At 62.2% G+C, this 17,687-nt stretch carries 13 protein-coding genes; 5 read left to right on the forward strand and 8 right to left on the reverse strand.

The window, feature by feature from the left end; translation table 11 throughout:
- Nucleotides 1-22: 22 nt before the first annotated feature.
- Nucleotides 23-1,069, reverse strand: a complete 1,047-nt coding sequence (locus tag ACFMO7_RS08690) for a phosphotransferase family protein (RefSeq protein ID WP_376795097.1) — start codon at nucleotides 1,067-1,069, stop codon at nucleotides 23-25.
- A gap of 466 nt (nucleotides 1,070-1,535) precedes the next feature.
- Here ACFMO7_RS08690 and ACFMO7_RS08695 point away from each other — a divergent pair, with 466 nt between their 5' ends.
- On the forward strand, nucleotides 1,536-3,767 hold the full coding sequence (locus ACFMO7_RS08695) for an AAA family ATPase (protein WP_376795098.1): 2,232 nt from the start codon (nucleotides 1,536-1,538) through the stop codon (nucleotides 3,765-3,767).
- 144 nt (nucleotides 3,768-3,911) lie between these two features.
- Here ACFMO7_RS08695 and ACFMO7_RS08700 read toward each other — a convergent pair whose 3' ends face one another.
- Nucleotides 3,912-5,315 carry an MmgE/PrpD family protein gene (locus ACFMO7_RS08700; RefSeq protein ID WP_376795099.1) on the reverse strand — a complete coding sequence of 468 codons (1,404 nt, stop codon included), beginning with the start codon at nucleotides 5,313-5,315 and terminating at the stop codon, nucleotides 3,912-3,914.
- Between the two features lie 126 nt (nucleotides 5,316-5,441).
- On the opposite strand from ACFMO7_RS08700, the gene ACFMO7_RS08705 reads away from it, so the two are divergent.
- Together ACFMO7_RS08705 and ACFMO7_RS08710 are read left to right on the forward strand one after the other, a co-directional pair.
- Nucleotides 5,442-5,855, forward strand: a complete 414-nt coding sequence (locus ACFMO7_RS08705; protein WP_376795100.1) for an ArsR/SmtB family transcription factor — start codon at nucleotides 5,442-5,444, stop codon at nucleotides 5,853-5,855.
- A 188-nt stretch (nucleotides 5,856-6,043) separates the two neighbouring features.
- On the forward strand, nucleotides 6,044-7,270 hold the full coding sequence (locus ACFMO7_RS08710) for a sensor histidine kinase (protein ID WP_376795101.1): 1,227 nt from the start codon (nucleotides 6,044-6,046) through the stop codon (nucleotides 7,268-7,270).
- A gap of 295 nt (nucleotides 7,271-7,565) precedes the next feature.
- Here ACFMO7_RS08710 and ACFMO7_RS08715 read toward each other — a convergent pair whose 3' ends face one another.
- Nucleotides 7,566-7,940 (reverse strand): hypothetical protein, encoded by a 375-nt coding sequence (locus ACFMO7_RS08715; RefSeq protein WP_376795102.1) that lies wholly within the window; start codon nucleotides 7,938-7,940, stop codon nucleotides 7,566-7,568.
- 386 nt (nucleotides 7,941-8,326) lie between these two features.
- Nucleotides 8,327-11,131, reverse strand: a complete 2,805-nt coding sequence (recG, locus tag ACFMO7_RS08720) for an ATP-dependent DNA helicase RecG (protein ID WP_376795103.1) — start codon at nucleotides 11,129-11,131, stop codon at nucleotides 8,327-8,329.
- 312 nt (nucleotides 11,132-11,443) lie between these two features.
- Between recG and ACFMO7_RS08725 the strand changes: the two genes are divergently transcribed.
- Nucleotides 11,444-12,142 (forward strand): hypothetical protein, encoded by a 699-nt coding sequence (locus ACFMO7_RS08725; RefSeq protein ID WP_376795104.1) that lies wholly within the window; start codon nucleotides 11,444-11,446, stop codon nucleotides 12,140-12,142.
- Nucleotides 12,143-12,504: 362 nt separating this feature from the next.
- Here ACFMO7_RS08725 and ACFMO7_RS08730 read toward each other — a convergent pair whose 3' ends face one another.
- The 3 genes from ACFMO7_RS08730 to ACFMO7_RS08740 all read right to left on the reverse strand — a co-directional run bounded on the left by ACFMO7_RS08730 (nucleotide 12,505) and on the right by ACFMO7_RS08740 (nucleotide 15,478).
- On the reverse strand, nucleotides 12,505-13,389 hold the full coding sequence (locus tag ACFMO7_RS08730; protein WP_376795105.1) for an NAD-dependent epimerase/dehydratase family protein: 885 nt from the start codon (nucleotides 13,387-13,389) through the stop codon (nucleotides 12,505-12,507).
- A 299-nt stretch (nucleotides 13,390-13,688) separates the two neighbouring features.
- Entirely contained in the window at nucleotides 13,689-14,882 is a 1,194-nt protein-coding gene (locus ACFMO7_RS08735) for an ArsA family ATPase (RefSeq protein WP_376795106.1), read from the reverse strand.
- 359 nt (nucleotides 14,883-15,241) lie between these two features.
- Nucleotides 15,242-15,478 (reverse strand): hypothetical protein, encoded by a 237-nt coding sequence (locus tag ACFMO7_RS08740; RefSeq protein WP_376795107.1) that lies wholly within the window; start codon nucleotides 15,476-15,478, stop codon nucleotides 15,242-15,244.
- A gap of 677 nt (nucleotides 15,479-16,155) precedes the next feature.
- Between ACFMO7_RS08740 and speE the strand changes: the two genes are divergently transcribed.
- Nucleotides 16,156-17,088: a polyamine aminopropyltransferase gene (gene speE / locus ACFMO7_RS08745; RefSeq protein WP_376795108.1), complete on the forward strand. Its 933-nt coding sequence runs from the start codon at nucleotides 16,156-16,158 to the stop codon at nucleotides 17,086-17,088.
- 241 nt (nucleotides 17,089-17,329) lie between these two features.
- Here the strand turns inward: speE and speD are convergent.
- A partial coding sequence (gene speD / locus ACFMO7_RS08750; RefSeq protein ID WP_376795109.1) for an adenosylmethionine decarboxylase occupies nucleotides 17,330-17,687 on the reverse strand: 358 nt, incomplete at its 5' end.

Genomic DNA, 17,687 nt, shown 5'->3' on the forward strand with positions numbered 1-17,687 from the left:
ACCTCCTCACCGAGACTGACAGTCAGCCTGCTCCACCAGTGCCACGCTGGCAGACCTCCAGTGCCCGCCGTGCCAGGGCCGGAATACCCTGCTCCAACTGCTCGAAGAAAGGATCATCGGTTGTGCCAGCCCGGTAGCGAGCGTAGCTGCCCTCCAGCAGGATAGCCAGCTTCCAGATTGCCAGCGCCTCATAGAAGTCCATCTCGCGCACCGAGCGTCCGCTGCGCTCGGCATAGTATTCTTTCAGCTCAGCGCGTGTCAGGAAGCCGGGCTGCTCCATGACGCGCCAGGTCTCCGTATCGAGGGCCGGAGGCGGATCGCCCGGCTCGCGCCAGAAAGAAAGCAAGTAGCCGAGGTCGGCCAGGGGGTCGCCGATCGTTGCCATCTCCCAGTCGAAGATCGCCACCACGCGCGGCTCCTGCTCGGCGTACATCACGTTGTCGAGGCGATAGTCGCCGTGGACGATAGTCGACGGCCCGGAGGCAGGCAGATGAGCCTTGAGCCACTCCGTCACCATATCCAGCTCAGGCAAAGGGCGCTGACGCGAGCGCTCTAGCTGGCCGATCCAGCGTCGCAACTGGCGCTCCAGATAGCCCGTGGGTCGACCGAAGTCCCCCAGACCGACGGCCTGCCAGTCGACGGCATGCAGCTCAACCAGAGCATCGATCAAGGAGCGGCTGATCGCCTTGCGTCCCGCCTCATCGGCCCCGTAAGGAGGGAGCGTCTCGCGGATAATATGGCCATGCACGCGCTCCATGAGATAGAAAGGGGCCCCGATCACGCTGGTATCCTCGCAGGCCAAAAGGACACGTGGCGTCGGCACGGGACTGTTATTGAGCGCCTTCAAGACGCGGTACTCGCGCAGCACATCGTGAGCGGTGGGCAGCAAGGGGCCAAGCGGTGGCCGACGCAATACCCATTCCTGATCTCCGCGTGTAATGTAGAAGGTCTCGTTAGAATGTCCTCCGCGGACACGCTCAATGACCAGAGGCAGATCCTCGCCCGGTAGCTGCTCGGCCAGGTAACGGCGGAGTTTTTCCTCGTCTATGAGAGGGGGGAGTGTGGTCATACTTCCTCCTTCTGTTTACGAGCCTGGGATTCCCTGGAGGGAGCTGCTTACAGGAACATCGCTATATATGATAGCGCGCCTGGGCGGGCTTTGGCCAGGCAGGCGAGGGGGGAGACAGGCCAGGAGGCAGTGGGAATAATCGAGGCTGAAACTTCCGTTCTAGGTGGTGGCAGGAGCCAGAAGGTGAAGCGAGACGAGCCTGGCCGGGAGATTGCCAGGCCACCTGGCTGTGCCCCACGGCTGAGCAGAGCGGGCACGAGGTGGGGAGGGCGAGCCTGGGAATAAACGGGCCAGGTGGCGTGTTATTCAGGGTAGTTAGCAGTCAAGAATGGCGAGTGCTAGACAGCAGTGAAAAACCTGTGCTATAATGCTGGCAATCACCCGCGCAGATTGCTAAGATTCCCGGGGAGGGAGCGGAGCGCTGGAGAGCGGAGCTGCTGCCCCCCGGTTATGTGAGGAGCCTGGAATGAAGTGCGAGCGATGTCATAAGAACAACGCCAGCATCACCGTTGATCTGCTCGTGGAAGGGCGTCATGAGCGCCATTTTCTCTGCCAGCAATGTGTTGATGAGCTGATGCGCTCATCGATGAACCAGGCGGGCAACTTCTTCGGGCAGGGCTTCCCCGCGTCGGCCTTTGGCTTCTTTAACGGCCATGAGGCGACTAACGGGCGCGGGACCAGGACCGCCGAGCGTCAGGCCAACAGCAACAGCAAGACGCCGACGCTGGACCAGTACGGCCGAGACATTACGGCGGAAGCGGCGCAGGGGAAGCTTGATCCAGCGGTTGGGCGTGAGCGCGAGCTGCGCCGCCTGATTACCGTTCTGGGGCGCCGGCAGAAGAATAACCCGGTGCTGATCGGTGAGCCTGGGGTTGGTAAGACCGCGATTGTCGAGGATCTGGCGCGGCGTATCCACGCGGGTAACGTTCCGGCCCCGCTGCGCAACAAGCGTATCGTGGCGCTTAACATCGGCGGCATGATTGCCGGAGCGATGTTCCGCGGCCAGTTTGAGCAGCGCATGAAGGCTATCCTTGATGAGCTGCGGCAGGCGCCGGATGTGATCCTCTTTATTGATGAGCTACATACCGTTGTCGGAGCGGGTGCGGCGGAAGGTGCGGTCGGCGCCTCGGATATGCTGAAGCCGGCCCTGGCGCGCGGCGAGATCCGCTGTATCGGTGCGACGACACTTGATGAATATCGCAAGTACATAGAGAAGGATGCGGCCCTCGAGCGCCGCTTCCAGCCGATCATGGTCGATGAGCCGACCGTCGAGGAGGCTATCGCCATGCTGCGCGCCGTGCGGCCCAACTACGAGGCCCATCACGGCGTGACCATCCCCGACGAGGCCATCGAGGCGGCGGTCAAGCTCTCTGATCGCTATATCAACGATCGCTTCTTGCCCGATAAGGCCATCGATGTGATGGATGAGGCCGCCTCGGCCCTGCGCCTGGAGGCCCTGGAGAAGGGTATCGTCAGCCCAGCGATGATCACGGAGCTGGAGCAGCAGTTGGCCGATATCCAGGCCAAGAAGGAGGCTGCCGCTAACGCTGAGGACTATGAGCGCGCGGCCCTCCTGCGCCAGCAGGAGCTGCTGACACTCCAGAAGCTGGAGAAGGCTCGCTCCGAGGTCAATGCCTCCTTCCAGTTGATTGTGACGCCGGAGCAGATCGCTCAGGTGGTTGAGAACTGGACAGGCGTGCCGGTGACGCAGATGATGGAGAGCGAGCGCCAGAATCTGCGCGATCTGGAGGAGCGCCTGCGCAGGCATGTCATCGGACAGGACGAGGCCATCAGTGCGGTGGCACGTGCCATCCGCCGCTCACGAGCCGGATTGAAAGATCCGAAGAGACCGATTGGATCCTTCCTCTTCCTTGGGCCGACGGGTGTTGGCAAGACCGAGCTGGCCCGCGCCCTGGCGCGCGAGCTGTTCGGCGGCGAGGAGAACATGATCCGTCTTGACATGTCCGAGTACATGGAGCCGCATACGGTCTCGCGCCTCTTCGGTAGCCCGCCTGGCTATGTGGGCTATGAGGAAGGTGGCCAGCTCACCGAGCAGGTGCGGCGCCGACCGTACAGCGTGATCCTGCTGGACGAGGTGGAGAAGGCCCATCCCGAGGTCTTCAATGCCCTGCTGCAGATCCTTGACGATGGGCGTCTGACCGATGGCCAGGGTCGCACCGTGGACTTCAAGAATACGGTGCTGATCATGACCAGCAACGCTGGAACCAACGAACTGCGGCGCGCGGCTCGTATCGGCTTCATGCCGATCAGCGGCGGGGACGAGCGCCACGAGCAGTACGAGGCGATGCGCGAGAAGGCGCTTGAGGGCCTGAAGCAGATGTTCCGGCCCGAGTTCCTCAACCGCATCGACCAGATCGTGGTCTTCCATTCGCTGGGCAAGGACGAGCTGTATCGCATTGTCGATCTGCTGCTGGGTCAGGTGCGCGAGCGCCTGCGCGAGCAGAAGATCGAGCTGGTGATCAGCGATGAGGTGCGTGAGTTCTTGCTGCGCGAGGGCTACGATGAAGAGTACGGCGCGCGTCCTCTGCGCCGTGCTATTCAGACGCACGTCGATGATACGCTGGCCGATGCCCTGCTGAACGGCGAGATTGCTCCGGGCCAGACGGTGCGTCTGGTCCTGCGCGATGGCCATGTGGTGGCGGAAGCAGTGGTTCCTGAGCCTGAGCCGGCGGCTTGAGCGGCTGGCCTGGTCTCCAGACAAGACGGTCTTAAGGCGTCCGTTGATCTCGACATGAGATCAACGGACGTTTTTTTTGAGGCGTTGGCGCCCGCCGCTGCCTGAGTCCTGAAGTACCACCCTCTTGATCCTCTGGAGGGGATGCTAAAGCAGATTCGACCACGCGAAGTGTGCCAGCCGATCGAGCTGGCGGATGTGGGCGATGAGGGCCTCCCGCCTGGAGGCTTCCTTAATGGTGGCGGCGGCCAGCTCGTGGAAGCGGGCGGCCAGTTGTTCTCCACTTAAGGGGTTTTCGGGATCGCCGAGTGGGTAGCGCACGCTGGCCTGGAAAACCTGTCCATCGTCCATCTCCACGCTGGCCGTAGCGCGCCACTCCGCAGGGTAGTGGCGGTCCAGTTCGGGATCGCTCTCGCAGTCGACGCGCTGCATCAGGTCGCGGATCTCAGGGTGCCACAGCCAGGTTTCATTGAAGACGCTCAAGCCTGCCTGGCCGGTGACCAGAGCCACGGCGGCCCCGAAGGGCATGCTGAACTGGGCGTCAACAACGTTGCTGGGCTGCCGCTTAGTCTCGATAGGATCGGCGACCAGACCGCGTCCGGCGCTTAGCACGCCGCAGCGTACGCGGCGAATATGGCGCGGGTCAGGTGCGTGCTGGCGCCGGATGGCGAGGAGACAGTCAAGCGGACCGTGCATATAGCGGCAGCAGGCGTAAGGTTTGAGCGAGACGCGCAGAATGGCGAAGTCCTCTGGGCCAGTGGGCGGCTGCAGCTCCCCGGCCTGGCTGGCATCAGAGTAGGCGTGCAGGAAGCCGTAGCGTCCACAGAAGATCTCCTCCGGTCCCCGAAAGCCGGAGGCAGCCAGGCGTGCGGCGATGATCCCGGCGTGGGCACTCCATCCGGGGTGCAGGCGCTTGGTCCAGGCCCCGTTCTCCAGATAGGCCAGTGAGCCAGCCGCCATACTGCCGGCAATGCCCAGAGCCTGGGCCGTTTGCTCTGCCGCGAGGCCGAGCAGGCGCGCGCTGGCGGCGGTAGCGCCGAAGGTAGCGCAAAGAGCGGTTGGATGGAAGCCGCGGGCGTAGGCCGAGGCGGGATTGAGGGCGGCGCCGAGGCGGAGGGTCAGCTCATAGCCGGCCACGATGGCGGCGTAGAAGTCCTCGATGGGAGCGGCCAGCTCTTCAGCCAGGGCCAGGGCCGCGGGAAAGACCGCCACCCCTGGATGCAGCGACGAGCGATTCTCGACGTCGTCCATCTCGAGACCATGGGCGGCAATGCCGTTGAAGAGGGCGGCCCAGGAGGCTTCGGCGCGTTCGCCGCGCCCCAGAAGGGTGGCTCTGTTCCCACTGATATGGGGACCAGTCCCCGCGGGCTGCAGCACGCCCATGAGGGCCAACAGCTGATGGGCAGCCTCGCTGGATGGGAGGTATGCTCCTCCCAGAGCGACGGCCAGATGGTCCAGCAAGAGATCTCGCACTTTGAGGCGCACCCGCTCAGGCAGGGTCGTCCCTTCCAGCGAGGCGCAGAAGCGTGCCAGCGCCTGCGTTGCGCTCATAGAGCACCTCGTCTCTTTCTGTGGGAGGTTCCTCGTGTAATAGAAGAGGTGACCCGCACTCCCTCACCTGTATTGCAGATCAACACTCGATTCTGATGATATCCCATCTGAAGTAGAGGTGTATAGATGTGTGCTCGTAAAGCGGAGGGACCCTTGTCCGAGGAGCCTCTGGAGGAACTACCCGAAGACGTTGAAGCCTTCATCGACCACTTTCTCGGCACGATGTGCGACCCCAGCCGTAGACAAATTCTTGCCTTGCTGGCAGCGCCGGCTGTTGAGCAAGAGAAGCCCGTTGAGATGCGCTCGGGAGAGATTGCGCGGGCCCTTGGGTTAGCCCATGCCACTGTCTCGGGCCATCTCCGTCAGCTCGCGCGCACGGGGCTGCTCGGCTCGCGGCGCAGCGGCAACGAGGTCTACTACAGCGTTCGCAATCACCTGCTGGTGCGGGCCTTTCACGATCTCGTCGAGGCTCTCTACAAGGAGCATCAGGAGCGCTTCAAAGGGAAGGAGCAGACTTCTGAAGGCGGAAAGAGTGCCTGAAGAGCAACAAGGCTAGGGCCAGGGTCTCCAAGACGGCTTGTAGGGCTAACAAAGAGGAAGGATCAGGCGCTCGCCTTCTCGGCTTCTCTCCGAGGAGGCGGGCGTGTCTTCTGCTTTGCCCGAGCTGCCAGGGAATGCTATACTGCACAATGGACAACAATGAACCTGGGCAGGAGAGACCCACGGCCATGCAAGCCACACGTGTCAAAGAAGGTCGCAAGCCATTGATTCTCATGCGTCTCCGCCAGAGCGCGGAAGTGCGCAGACTCTACGCCGCACGGGTTCCCTGGTGGCGCCGCGCCCCCATTGGTTATCTCCTTTGTCTTCCTATTGTAGCCCTTGGGCTAGGCATCGTCTATCTTGAACATTTCTTTGCCCTCCATATCTACGTGCCAGACTTGCCGCTGGTCTTGCCAGTACTGCTTGTAGCCCTCCTTTGGGGAGTAGGGCCGGCGCTGTGTGCTGCTTTGCTCTGCACCCTGGCTCTCATCTATATCTATGTCCCGCCTCAAGGAGCCTTTATGGTTCTGCCGCGCGTTCAGTGGGCAGCTGACAATATCGATAAGCTGGCCGAGATCATGCCTTTCTTCCTGGTGGAGGTGGGGATCGCCATTATCGCCGGTCAGCGCGAGTCGGCGCGGCGCCGAGCCTTGCTGGCCGAGTTGGAGGCCCAGGCCCGGGCCCACGATCTGGAGCTGCTCAACGAAGAATTGAAACGTGTAGATCAGCTCAAGGATCACTTTATCTCGCTGGCCTCTCACGAGCTGAAAACCCCTATCACTACCATTCGTGGTCAGGCCCAGATTGCCTTGCGGCGCCTCACACGTGTGGCCGAGCTGCCGCCCGAGCTAGAGAATGTGCGCCTGGCGCTGCAGAAGATCGACGAGCAGACCTATCGCCTCAGCGCGCTGATCGATGACATGCTCGCCCTGAGCAGCATTCAGGCTGGCAAGCTCAAGCTGCGACCTCGTCCTTGCGATCTGGTCGAGATCTGCCGCGAGGCCGTTGAAGATCAGCGTCTTGTCTCGGGACGCACAGTTACCCTTGCGACTCCGGTCGAGACCATCATCATTAAGGCCGATGCTGACCGTCTCCATCAGGTACTGACCAACCTTCTGAGCAATGCCATCAAGTACTCGCCCGAGCACACTCCGGTTGAGGTCAGCCTGGAGTGCCAGAATGGCCAGGTCGAGATCCGCGTCCGGGATCATGGTCGAGGAATTCCCGAGGATCAGCGAGAGCAGATCTTTCAGGCCTTTTACCGGACGCCGGAAGCCCAGGCCTCGCCGAAGGATGGTTGGGGCCTGGGTCTGGCCATCTGTAAAGATATCGTGGAGCGGCACGGTGGACGCATCTGGTGCGAAGCCGCTCCTGACGAAGGCACAGTCTTTGTTGTAGTCCTGCCCGTCAGCTAGGGCTGGTCTCACCTCTGGTCATTGCCGTCGCCAGCTCTTGAGAGTGAGGGAGAGCTGTCTTGGCGGAAGGGAAACCCTGCTGCGCTCCTCGCTAATCCTGGCCAGTCCTGAGCCGGAAACCGAGGAGGGGATAGGAGGGGAGAGCGACAAAGGATCAGCCCAATTCAGGCCCCGCCGAACAGGAGCCAGGCGGGTCCGGAGTGGCCCGGCCAGCAAAGAGGCGGGGGAGAGAAGACGCCTGCTCCTGTTCCCTTTCCTTATTCCTTGGGTTGGAGGGCTGAGATGGAACGGCTCGTTAGCTGGCGGCGGCGCTGGCGCGTCGGTAACGGGCTGTCCCCATCTCGCCGATGCCGATCGCCAGGACCGCGACCAGCAGGTGCAGGACCTGGACAATCCAGTGCGAGGAATTCAAGAGCCAAGAGTTCTGTAGCAGTCCGATGATTGGCAAGAGGAGGCCGACAATAACAGCCAGAACAGCGATCGCCGGGCTGCCGCCTCGCGCCAGCGCCTGCCCAATACCAATTACCCACAGGGCCAGCACGACCACAAAGCCGAGCAGCATGTGTAGCGGAATCAGCTGGGCGGCGTTGCCTGTCCAGAAAAGCACCCCGAGAATCAGGGCCAGCAGTCCAGCAATACGCAGCGCGAAAGAAGCGATCCTGATAGCCATGCAAATCTCCTGCAAACGGCGAAAGTAGTTAGAAGGGACCCCCTTGTGGACCTGGAAGAGGAGGCGGGTGGGCGACTCACTGACAAGGCCGAGCCGAGCCGAGCCGAGCGAGGCATTTCCTCTTTCTGCCCTGGCTTGTCCCTGTCCCGCCGAGCCCAGTCCGGGTCAGGACGCTGGGAAGCCCTCCTAAGGCTGTGGCGGGGAGAGGCGGGCCGTTGAGTTGAACTGCGCTGATGGGCCGATGCTTCCGTCCGTCTAGGAGGGGCAGATGGCGGCCTGCTCCTCGCCACAACTAGAATCATAGCATTTACCAGGACGGAGAGAGCAATCGCCCCTTGAGGGCCGCTGTCCCCAAAGCAGGCAGCCCGGCAGTCATGGAATGGGCACTAGTGTGGAATGAAGGCTTGCCAGAAGCGGCTCAAGTGCTCGCGCAGGGCCGCATGTTCCGGGCGTCGCAGGTAAGGATCGCTGGCCCAGAGACGAGCGGCCAGGGTCCGCGTCTCCTCGATCAGGCGCGTATCGTTGAAATCGGCGATACGCAGCTCGGGCATCCCGCTCTGGCGCACCCCGATAAAGTCGCCCGGCCCGCGCAGGCGCAGGTCGTGCTCGGCCAGCTTAAAGCCATCGTCGGTCTCCTGGAAAATCGCCAGGCGCTCGCGAGCCTGGGCTCCCGCGTCGGCGCTCAAGACGTAGCAGTAGGACTGGTGGGCGCCGCGTCCAACGCGACCGCGGAACTGGTGGAGCTGAGAGAGGCCGAAGCGGTCGGCATCCTCGATGACCATGACGGTGGCGTTGGGAACATCGATGCCCACCTCGACCACTGAGGTGGCAACCAGAATATCCAGCTCGTGGTCGCGGAAGCGCCGCATGACGGTGTCCTTCTCGGCGGGCTTCATTCCACCGTGCAAGAGGCCCAGCCGGCGGTGAGGAAAGACCTCGCGACTCAGCCGCTCGTATTCGGCAGTGACTGCTCTGGCGCTCAAGCTTTCCGACTCGTCGACCAGGGGACAGATAATGAAGGCCTGGCGGCCTTCGGCTATCTGCTGCTCGATCAGACGATAAGCTTCCTCACGGCGGGCGCCGGTGCGCCAGCGCGTGATGACCTTCTGCCGGCCCGGTGGGAGCTGATCGATCACCGAGAGGTCCAGGTCCCCATAGAGCGTCAGGGCCAGCGTGCGCGGGATAGGGGTGGCTGTCATCACCAGCATATGGGGATGGTAGCCTTTCTGTCGGAGCGCCTCACGCTGCTCCACGCCAAAGCGATGCTGTTCATCGATGATGACCAGGCCCAGGCGTTGGAAGGTGACGTCATCCTGAATCAGGGCATGGGTTCCGATGGCTACAGCCGCCTCGCCGCTCTCGATGGCTGCCCGTCCGAGCGAGCGCTCCCGGGGACGCAGTCCCCCGGTTAGCAAGACCGTGCGGATGCCGAAAGGAGCGAGCATTGCGCCGATGCTGCGGGCGTGTTGTTCGGCCAGAATCTCGGTCGGCGCCATGATGGCTCCCTGATAGCCATTGAGGGCGGCTACAAAGAGGGCTGCTGCGGCCACTGCAGTTTTGCCGGAGCCAACATCGCCTTGGAGCAGGCGGCACATCGGCTGGCTGCGACTGAGGTCGCCCAGAATCTCGCAGAGGACGCGGCGTTGAGCTGCCGTGAAGCGGAAAGGGAGCGTGGCCTCGAAGGGGCGTTGATCGGCCAACGGCGCCCACAGCGTTGTGCCCGGCGTGGTCTGGGCATCCTGCGCCTCCTGGGCACTGGCCTCTTGCTCCGCCGCTGTCGCTTGCACTGCCTGACGTTCGGCCTCGCTTGGCTCGACGAAAATGCGCGCCAGATCAACCTTGAAGGCCTGGCCGCTGGCCAGCTCGCGTTGCCAGCGTGCGCGACGCTCCTGCATGCCAAGCTGGATCAGGAACAGCTCGTCGAAAGCCAGGCGGCGCCGGGCAGCAGCGAGCAGCTCCTCATTGGCCGGGTAATGCATCTGAGCGACGGCCTCCGAGAGAGGCAGCAGGCCCGCCGCCTGACGAATCGTGGCCGGCAGATGATCGGGGATCAGGGCGGCATAGCGATCGACGACCCAGCGCGTCAGGCGGCGCATGGTGCGCGCTGGCAGGCCCTCGGTGAGCGAGTAGATCGGAACCAGGATGCCGGTGTTGAGCAACTCGCCTTTCTCGGGCAGCTCGTGGCTGCGTACCGTAAAGGTGACCTTGTTGCCAAAGCGCTGCTTGACTCCCGTGACGACCAGCCACTCGCCACGCGCCTCCGAAAGCTGCTTTTGCAGGTAGGGCTGGTTAAACCAGACCGCGCTGAGGCGACCGGTCCCGTCGCTCAAGGTAGCCACCGTGCGCGTACGCCCGCTGCTGGTGCGGCTCGTCTTGACCTCCCAGATCAGGCCGCGCGTTGTAACCACCTCATCGAAAGGCAGCTCGGCGATATTGAGCAGCTTGCTGTAGTCGCGGTGCTCGCGCGGGAAATAGAAGAGCAGATCGCCAACGGTGCGGATACCCAGACTGTGCAGGCGAGTGGCCACCGTCGGGCCAACGCCGTGGATGGCTGAAACATCCGTTGTCAGGAGGGTCAGGGCGGCATGGCCGGGAGAGCTACGACTATCGAGGGTAATCTGATCCTCCGGCTCATCCTCCAGGCGCTCTCGCTCCCCACGGTCCGCGTGACCGCCCTCGCGGCGGCTGATCGCTGGCTGAGGTCCCGAGTGAGCGGAGGGGGAGGCCGCCGTTGGCTCCGGAACCCCTCTCGCTTCGCTTCCTCCTCCCGCCGGCTGGCTGAGGCGCCCTGGAGAGGCAGAAGGCAGCGCAGGGCCTGCCGACGCTGCCTTTGACTGGTTGGAGCCTGAGCGCGCCGGCCCTGCTACCGGCGGCTGCCGCTCAGCGACAGGACCTTGCTCCCGCTCCAGCTCGTTCAGCAGGGCCAGGGCGGCCCGCAGGTTGGCGGCGCGCTGCATCGGGTCCTGCTGGCGGTAGCCCTCCAGACAGGAGGCCAGCCGATAGAAGGGGCGCAAATCGCGTCCTGACGCATGGCAGACAGGCCCGATCTCATCCAGCCAGCGTTTCACAAAGGCTTCCAGTCCACCGGGCTTGACAGCCTGGTCTTGATGATTGGTATGTTGCTCATGCTGAAGCACTTTGCGGGCGCGCTCGATATAGGACCTGAGTGCGGTGCTGGCTCCTGTTGTCATACGTTGACGCTAGTGCTTGTTTCTTGAGAATGATGCTGCTCACCTACTATAGTCGTCGCCGCCCAAGAGTGTCAAGGCCCGCCAGTGCCCTGGCGCCTCCGGCTGGCCAGATAGCCAGACCTGGCTGGGAGGCGATGGCTCTCCACAGGGCGCGCACCACCAGTCGAGTAAGATAGGACTGAGCCGCTGGCCCTGGTGCGCCAGTCTACTAAAGATGTTGCATAAAAATAGTGCCTGTTGATCCCAGGGCCGGAGGGGAATAATATAGAAGCTGCGAGCCTGCAAGATGCTTTCTGGAGGAAAGAAAGAGAGATGGCACTGATTGGATCTGCTGCCGTGGTGGGCATTTTTGAAGAGCGGAGTCAGGCGGAGCAGGCGATCGGTGAGCTGAGAGCCGCCGGTTTCAAGGATGAGCAGATAACCAGGCTCTGGCGGGAGCCGCTCAAGCTGCAGGAAGCTGGTCCGGCGGACCGGCTGCTGGAGCGAGCGAGGGCCAGATATAATCTGCCCTTATTGGGGGGAGTTGTAGGAGCGGTAGTCGGGGGGCTATGCAGTCTCATTGCCTCCCTGGTCCTTCCTCTGGCGGGCCTACAGTCTGGCGGAGGACCAGTCATTGCCCTGCTTGAAGGTCTTGTGCTGGGGGCCTTGGGAGGGGGCTTTTTCGGAACCGTCATCGGCCCTTCCCTCAATGGGACGCGGCCACGACCACGCTATGCGGAAGCCGACGCCCTACCAGAACGTACCGTGATCATGGTCAAGACCGTGGAACGCCAGGCTGAGGCGGCCTCTATCCTGCGCAAGTACGGAGCGCGCGATGCGCTGGTGCCGCGAGCCACCGAAACCGCGGCAATGGCGGCCCTGCGCCTGGCCGCCCCGGTCGACTCTCGGGCAGTGACCCCTGCAACAGCGAGAGAGGAAAGGCCCTCTCTTCCTGATGAGCTAGAGGCCAGACCGAAAGAAGAGAGCGTCGCGGAGAACGGAGAAGAGGGAGAGGCCCAGCCTGGCGAGTGAAATTTGCCGACCAGGATCGGGCCACCAGGCCGTCCGCGGGTGCAACTGACCTGAGCGATCGCCGGCGGAGCTGTTTCTTGCCGCCGGGGAAGGCGGAGATCCTGGCCTCGGGCGAGAGCCGCGGAGCGCATCGCAGAGCCATCCAGGACAGAGCAGGCCGCGGCTGCTTCCCTGGCCTGCCTTGGCCCGATGGCCATCAGCTTCCTACCATTCTATCAACCAGGAAAGCCAGCCCAACTAATGAACCAGGCCGGCTTTCCTGGCTCCTGGGGAGGGGGCTGGCCCTCCCTTCCTCTGGCAGGCAGAAGCGTTCCCGCGCTCTATCCATTCTCGTCACTGACCCTGACACTGCCCTGTGCTTTTCATCTCTGAGCAGGTGCCACATCCTCATAGATATCGTGAACGGGCTGCCAGCCCAGCAGGCGGCGGGCAGCCTCATTGCTGCAGCGGAAGGAAGGAGGGCAGGGCATCGAAAGATCGCGCGGAGGAGGGGGGACCTGCAGTAGGGCGGCGATATGGTCCACATACTCCCCGTAGCGGACCGGCGTCGTCACGATATTAAAGATGCGGCCCACGGCAGCCGGCTGAAGGGCGGCAACGATCGCCGTCGCCATATCGGCCACATGAATTGGAGAAATAAAATTACTCCCGTCGCAGATCACCACCAGCCGCCCCTCGCGCAAGCGAGCAACTAGCGTATCCTGGGCAGTTCCACGACCGACGAAGCTGCCTCCGCGCAAGATACACCAGCCCAGCTCAGCGGGACTGACGGCCTGCACCATCTCCTCCATGACAATCACCGGTCCGCAGATAGTAGCGCGCTGCGGCGAGCGGTCCAGGGGGGTGGTCTCGTCAAGCCAGCGCTCTCCCCCGTCGGGATAAGCGATCGCGATGCTCTGCTGGATATAGTAGCGGGCCCCCGCCGCGCGGGCGGCTGCCAGCAACCGTCGAGTGCCCTCGGTGCGCAGCCGAGTCGTTGGCTCCCAGGCGGCGGCCTCGGTGGGATTGCGCGGAATGGCTGTCGCGATGTGCACCACGGCGTCGCACCCGCGGACCAGGGCCGGGAGCTGCTGCGCGGTCGTCTCGCTCAGCAGATCGCCGCTGACCAGCTCAACGCCGGCCGCGCGAATCAGTTGCCCCCTTTCGGGGGAGCGTACGAGCGCGCGCACCGTGTGTCCCTGCTGGAGCAAGCGAGGGACCAGCGCGCGACCCAGAACTCCTGTTGCACCGGCAACAAAGACCTGCATTGTCCTTTCACCTTTCTCTGGTGGCCTTGCGTCTGCCTGGCCGCCAGCCTCTTGGCTCTGCCAGCCTGCTGGCGTCGATAGTTGAGTTGGGTTTGCTCTGACTGAGCAGTCAGCCTCTCAGGGACTGAGCAGGCCGTACTCGCGGAGCGCTTGCCAAATTGTCTGTCGCTCTATCCATAGCAATGGAAGGCAGCCCGCTGCCAGAGGCGAGCGGGCCAGCATCTGTCGGTAGCCAGGGCGGAGGGCGGTCAGCCTGGCCTGAGCGAGTGGGCGAAGCGAGCGTTGTATGGCTCCTACTCCTAGGCCGATTTCTCGCGCTCCGATTCCGGCTGGCTGGCTGGTGGCGCAAAATGGATCTCCAGGGCCTTATCGACAAAGCGGGCCACCGTGGCCTCCTGGCTGGCCAGGAGAGCGGGCAGAGGGATATCGCGCTTGAAATTGCCGATCTCGATAATCATCTCATCTCCTTTTTTCGTCATCAGCACCTTCTCCAGCTCAACATGAGGGAGGGGGAGGCGCAGGACGTAGTGGCCATCCTGCTCGATGACCTCCTGAACAGGCCCGCGATAAAAGACCTCCGTTGGGTCCTGCTCGCCGAAGATGGCCTGAGCCAGCTCGGCCAGTCGCTCGAGACCGAGCGGTTCCTGAGCATAATAGGGGGCCTCCCAGACAGGCAGAGGGGCGAAGGTCTGCTGGATATAGCGGCGAAGCTTCTCCTGGCTCTGGTACATCTGCTGCATGAACTGGTCCTGATAAGGGCCAGGGGGCAGAACGCGGTTGCAGACCACGCCGTCGATGGGGTAGCCGAAGAGAGCGAGGTAAGTTTCGGCGCGCAGCGCCTCCTTAATAACCATGCGCTCTGGATTGACCACCGGGCGGTAAGAGCTGACGGCGGGATCGCTCAGCACCGCCCGCAGGGCCTTGACGCGCTCGCTCAGCAACTGGACGGCGTCCAGGACCTCTGCCGAAGGGAGGAAAGCCTTAATCAGGGGACGAGCCAGATTCAGCGTACTGCTCTGGAGGCCAGCGATGCGCCCGGCATACCACTGGAACGTATCGGGCATACTCAACAGGCGTACCGTCTCGCCGGTCGGAGCGGCGTCGATGACCACGACCTCGAAAGCGCCGTCGCGCGCATTGCGGTAGATATTCAGCAAACTGACGATTTCATCCATACCGGGGATCAGGGCCAGTTCCTCGGCCATGATACTGTTCAGGCCCTGAGCGCGCAGGAGAGTACTCAGCGTGCTCTGCAGTTTCCCCCAACTGCGGCGCATCTCGTCGAGCACATTCACCTCCTGGGCCCACAACTGAGGAGCCAGCTCGCCTGGTTCCGAGGTCAGAGGCTGTCTCAAGCAATCAGCAAGGCTGTGGGCCAGATCGGTGCTTACCACCAGCGTGCGTTTGCCAAGCTGAGCCGAGCGCACAGCGGTCGCGGCGGCCACCGTCGTTTTGCCCACGCCACCCTTGCCGAGATAGAGAATCATTCGCATAGGAGAAACCTTATATTTCCTCGTCGTATGTGCTGTCCTTATTATATGATCCCAAAGGCACAGTCTGGCGGCGCGAAGTATCGATTCTGGAAGGCGGCGCCTGGTCAGACGGCTCTTTTCCGGTTTCAGCAATTACTACGTTGGTCGGCGGGGACAAGTTAGAATAGGGAGAGGAAGAAGAAAGGCGGCGGCGAGCTGGCAGTTGATCCAGGGAGGGATAGCTGCCGACTCGCCGCAGTAGGAAGTCTCTATCGTCACGCGCCCGCCCGTTCGCCCTCGCTCTGCTGCTTTCAGTATCCCCAGGCAGATCGCCTCCCGCGAGGGGGCGCAAGAGGTGGCAGGCGGGCAGACAAAATAAGCTACAACTCGATTTTGCCGCGGAGGAAGAGCATTCTGATAAACTCCAGGCGGCGGACAATCTCCATGCGATCGCTTCCTCCACTCTGGTACCACTGACGCAGCCAGAGCAGAGACATGACCTCGTCCTCCGTAAAGCCCTGGCGCATCAACGCCTCGCCCTCATTTGTCAGCTGACCGAAGGTTGTGCCGCACGGTGTTTCAGGTTGCCGTTCCTCATCGATCTGTGGGTTCATCATGCTCTCTCTGTCCTCACGTTCAAGCGCTTGCTCACTCGCTTATGCATTCACTCACTCGTCGAAGCACTCACTCATTGACTGGCCGAGCCCCTATTCCACCTTACCCTGATTGTGCAGGTGCGGTGGCCGCTGTTGCTCATCAATTAGAGTGAGAAAAGAGCAGCAAGCGGTCAACGTTTCAAATAAGGCGTGACCTGGGCATCTGCACAAGTCCTCTCATTTTATAGTAACGCTTTCCATCCCTCACTTTGGCAGTTCCTCTGCAGCGAGGGAAAGCGGAAATAGCAGGCGCGGCTCTCTGCCGGTTGGCCCAGCGGCCTCCAGGCGGCGTATTGGGCGACCTCTGGCAGTTCTCGCTCTTATTACGATTGAGGTCGCGCACAGGTTCCATCTCTGGCGGCGGTGGCCCAGGCAAGCGGTGGCGTAAGGAGGAGAGCTTCTCCTCCGCCTGCTCCGTGGGGTGGCTGAGTCGAGTTGGCTGGGAGGAGGAGGGAGAGTCGGGAGGCTCAGGGCCGCAGAACGGCAGAGGCAGAGCGGTCTGGATATGCTATAATAGTTGCCGGGACTGGAACAGCTTGGGAGCGAGGAGTGGCTTCGAGCCGCACTTCACTTCTTTTATCCGATCCTCTCCTCTATAATCTTATCTCACAATATATTAGGAAGTTGAGGGGTGAATTATGCATTTGATGAAGCAGATGCAGGCACAGAACTGGCTCATAGATTTTCGTGGAGGCACGCGGGCCAACATGTATCGCGTGCTCAAGACGGTGGTAGCCACCAAGTCGCCGTATCAGGAGATCCTGATCCTGGACACCATAGGTTTCGGGAGGGCGCTCTTTCTGGACGGTATTCCGCAGTCCTCGGCCCTGGACGAGCACATCTATCACGAGGCCCTGATCCATCCAGTCCTGGTAGCGCACCGCCAGCCCAAGAAAGTCTTCATCGTTGGAGGAGGGGAAGGAGCCACGCTACGAGAAGTACTGAGGCACAACACAGTTGAGCGTGTTGTCATGGTAGACATTGACGACACGCTTGTCGCCCTGGCCAAAGAGCATCTGGGTGACTGGCACCAGGGAGCCTTTGATGATCCGCGAGTGGAGCTGGTGCATGCTGACGCGCGGGGCTATCTAGAGAAGACCAGCGAGACCTTTGACAGCATCATTGTAGATGCCACCGATCCTCTGGAGGGTGGGCCGGCGGCCCTGCTCTTCACCACCGAATTCTTCACCCTTGCCAAGTCCCGTCTCAATCCGGGGGGGACCTTTGGCATGCAGGCCGAGGCGACCGACATCGGGGTATGTGAGGCCCATGCCTCTATCATCAAGACCCTGAAGCAGTGTTTCAAATCGGTGTTTTCCTATCAGGCGATGGTTACCTTCTTTGGCCTGCCCTGGGGCTTTGCGGTAGCCAGCGACGAAGACATCGCGGCGCGCTTCACGCCGGAGGTCATCGCGGCCACCCTGCGGGAGAGGGGCTGCACCAATCTCAAGTTTTACGACGTTGAGTCGCATCAGCACATGTTTGCCCTACCGAAGTACATCAGGGAGGCCATTGAGGACCCGAACGTTGGGATGATCATTCGTGACGACCGGGTTCTTGTAGTGGAATAGAAAAAACGCCCACCTGAGCCATGCCCCGCTCGGCTTCGGCGCGGGGCATGGCCGTGAGCGTTTTCTGCGCCGAGGAGCCGACCCCACCCACAGGGATGCTCTCTTTCCTCCTCTCTTCCCCTTTCCTTCCATCCTCCTCCCTTCCTCTCCTCTCTCGCACCTTCGCGAAGACCCGTCCCTGCGGACAGGCAGGTGGATAGCGGGCAGGCGGACAGGTTTGGTGGATGAGCGGAGGGCGGAGTTAGCGGGCGAGCCGGCGAGTTTCGACTTTACCTGGCTCGAAGAACGAGACGAGCGCGGCGTGGATGCGTTCAGCGGCGTCGGAGTTATCCCGCTGATAGTTGCAGATGTAGACCTCCAGCGTCGCGTAGCCCAGCTCGGGCCAGGTATGGATAGCAATATGAGACTCAGCCAGGGCGATCAGGCAGGTGATACCGCCCCCATCGAACTGATGACAGAAAGCTCCCAGTTGCGTGAGATTGTGCTCTTTCGTCATCCTAGAGACGGCTGCACGCAGCTTCTCGCTATCCAGCTGAGCCATCAGGTTCTTGTCGCACGAATACAGTTCCGACAAGATGTGCTTTCCAACCGGAGGGGGT

Origin of the sequence: Thermogemmatispora sp. (genome assembly GCF_042408735.1) — a bacterium.
In the GTDB taxonomy this organism is placed as follows: domain Bacteria; phylum Chloroflexota; class Ktedonobacteria; order Ktedonobacterales; family Ktedonobacteraceae; genus Thermogemmatispora.

Coding starts and splice junctions, on each gene's coding strand:
- ACFMO7_RS08730 (WP_376795105.1), bottom strand. CDS start 13,389: ATGCAGGTCTTTGTTGCCGGTGCAACAGGAGTTCTGGGTCGCGCGCTG.
- ACFMO7_RS08705 (WP_376795100.1), top strand. CDS start 5,442: ATGTGTGCTCGTAAAGCGGAGGGACCCTTGTCCGAGGAGCCTCTGGAG.
- ACFMO7_RS08725 (WP_376795104.1), top strand. CDS start 11,444: ATGGCACTGATTGGATCTGCTGCCGTGGTGGGCATTTTTGAAGAGCGG.
- ACFMO7_RS08695 (WP_376795098.1), top strand. CDS start 1,536: ATGAAGTGCGAGCGATGTCATAAGAACAACGCCAGCATCACCGTTGAT.
- ACFMO7_RS08700 (WP_376795099.1), bottom strand. CDS start 5,315: ATGAGCGCAACGCAGGCGCTGGCACGCTTCTGCGCCTCGCTGGAAGGG.
- speE (WP_376795108.1), top strand. CDS start 16,156: ATGCATTTGATGAAGCAGATGCAGGCACAGAACTGGCTCATAGATTTT.
- recG (WP_376795103.1), bottom strand. CDS start 11,131: ATGACAACAGGAGCCAGCACCGCACTCAGGTCCTATATCGAGCGCGCC.
- ACFMO7_RS08715 (WP_376795102.1), bottom strand. CDS start 7,940: ATGGCTATCAGGATCGCTTCTTTCGCGCTGCGTATTGCTGGACTGCTG.
- ACFMO7_RS08735 (WP_376795106.1), bottom strand. CDS start 14,882: ATGCGAATGATTCTCTATCTCGGCAAGGGTGGCGTGGGCAAAACGACG.
- ACFMO7_RS08710 (WP_376795101.1), top strand. CDS start 6,044: ATGCAAGCCACACGTGTCAAAGAAGGTCGCAAGCCATTGATTCTCATG.
- ACFMO7_RS08690 (WP_376795097.1), bottom strand. CDS start 1,069: ATGACCACACTCCCCCCTCTCATAGACGAGGAAAAACTCCGCCGTTAC.
- ACFMO7_RS08740 (WP_376795107.1), bottom strand. CDS start 15,478: ATGATGAACCCACAGATCGATGAGGAACGGCAACCTGAAACACCGTGC.